Raw genomic sequence first — 1,542 nt, 5'->3', positions numbered from 1 at the left:
CCTGTGACCTGGAAGGATCGGACTTGTCTAAGGTCCCGCCCCCACCAGTTCACGAGGCACTTTTCACGTGAAGACTACCGCTTCCCACCGTAAGATCATCGTCTCCGCCGACGGCTCCGGCCTCATCTCCCACGCCGGCGGCCTGCTTTTGCTGGAGACGTTGCGCATCACCGGCCTGGGCCAGGCCCTCTCCCGCGAACTGCAGCGCTGGCGGCCCTCACGCGCGCAGCACGACCCCGGCAAAATCATCACCGATCTGGCCCTCACCCTCGCGCTGGGCGGGGACTGTCTGGCCGACCTCGCGCTGCTGCGCGCCCAGCCCGACCTGTTCGGCCCCATCGCCTCCGACCCCACCGTCTCCCGGCTCATCGACCGACTGGCCACCGACCCGGACCGGGCCCTCAAAGCCATCCGCACCGCCCGCGCAGACGCCCGCCAACGTGCCTGGCACCTGGTCGGAGTCGCGGCTCCCGGCGCTGATGGCGAGCTGATCCCCCTCGACATCGACGCCACCCTCATCACCGCCCACTCCGACAAACAACACGCGGCCCCGACCTGGAAGAAGACCTTCGGCTTCCACCCGCTAACGGTTTTTGCCGATCATGGCGCGGCCGGTGCCGGCGAACCCCTGGCCATCACCCTGCGCCCCGGCAACGCCGGCTCCAACACCGCCACCGACCACATCGCCGCAGTCCGCCTGGCCCAGGCCCAGCTCCCCAAGCATCGCCGCCGTCAGATACTGATCCGTGCCGACGCCGGCGGCGGCACCCGCGAATTTTTGACCTGGCTGTCTCGGCCCGGCCGATGGCTGTCCTACTCCATCGGCTTCACCCTCACCGACGACATCGGCGCCGCGATCCTCCGCCTGCCGGCCACCGCCTGGACGCCCGCCTACGACGCCGACGGCCAGGTGCGGCCCGGCGCCTGGGTCGCCGAGATCACCGGCCTGCTCAAGCTAACCGGCTGGCCGCGCGGCATGCGCGTCATCGTCCGCAAAGAACGCCCGCACCCGGGCGCGCAACTGCGCTTCACCGATCTGGACGGACACCGCTTCACCTGCTTCATCACCAATACCAAGCAGGGTCAGCTGGCCGATCTGGAGCTGCGCCACCGCCGCCGGGCCCGATGCGAAGATCGCATCCGCACCGCCAAAGACACCGGCCTGGCCACGTTGCCGCTGCACGATTTTGCCCAGAACCAGATCTGGTGCGAACTCGTCGCGCTGGCCTGCGAACTGCTGGCCTGGATGCAGATGCTCGCCCTGGACGGCCCGGCCCGCCGCTATGAGCCCAAACGCCTGCGGCTGCGCCTGTTCGCGGTGGCCGGACGGCTGGTACGCGGCGGGCGACGCATCCGGCTGCGCCTCGCCGCGCGCTGGCCTTGGGCGATGGAGCTCACCGCGGCCATCGCCCGCCTGCAAGCCGTACCCGCACCGACCTGACCAGCGACCAGCCACCCCAACGATCAAGAAAGGATATATCCGGGCCCGTGGAACCCCGCCCCTCCGGCGCGACAGCCGGGCCACGACGCTGACCTGGTCAC

1 protein-coding gene is annotated in these 1,542 nt (G+C 69.9%); it reads left to right on the top strand.

Annotation, left to right across the window (positions count from 1 at the left end):
• Nucleotides 1-67: 67 nt before the first annotated feature.
• Nucleotides 68-1,441: an IS1380 family transposase gene (locus IEZ08_RS38985; RefSeq protein WP_189244241.1), complete on the top strand. Its 1,374-nt coding sequence runs from the start codon at nt 68-70 to the stop codon at nt 1,439-1,441.
• Nucleotides 1,442-1,542: the final 101 nt, after the last annotated feature.

The organism is Planobispora rosea (assembly GCF_014648175.1).
GTDB lineage: Bacteria > Actinomycetota > Actinomycetes > Streptosporangiales > Streptosporangiaceae > Planobispora > Planobispora rosea.
The sequence above is the reverse complement of the archived record's forward strand: the minus strand, read 5'-3'. Positions and strand labels throughout refer to the sequence as shown.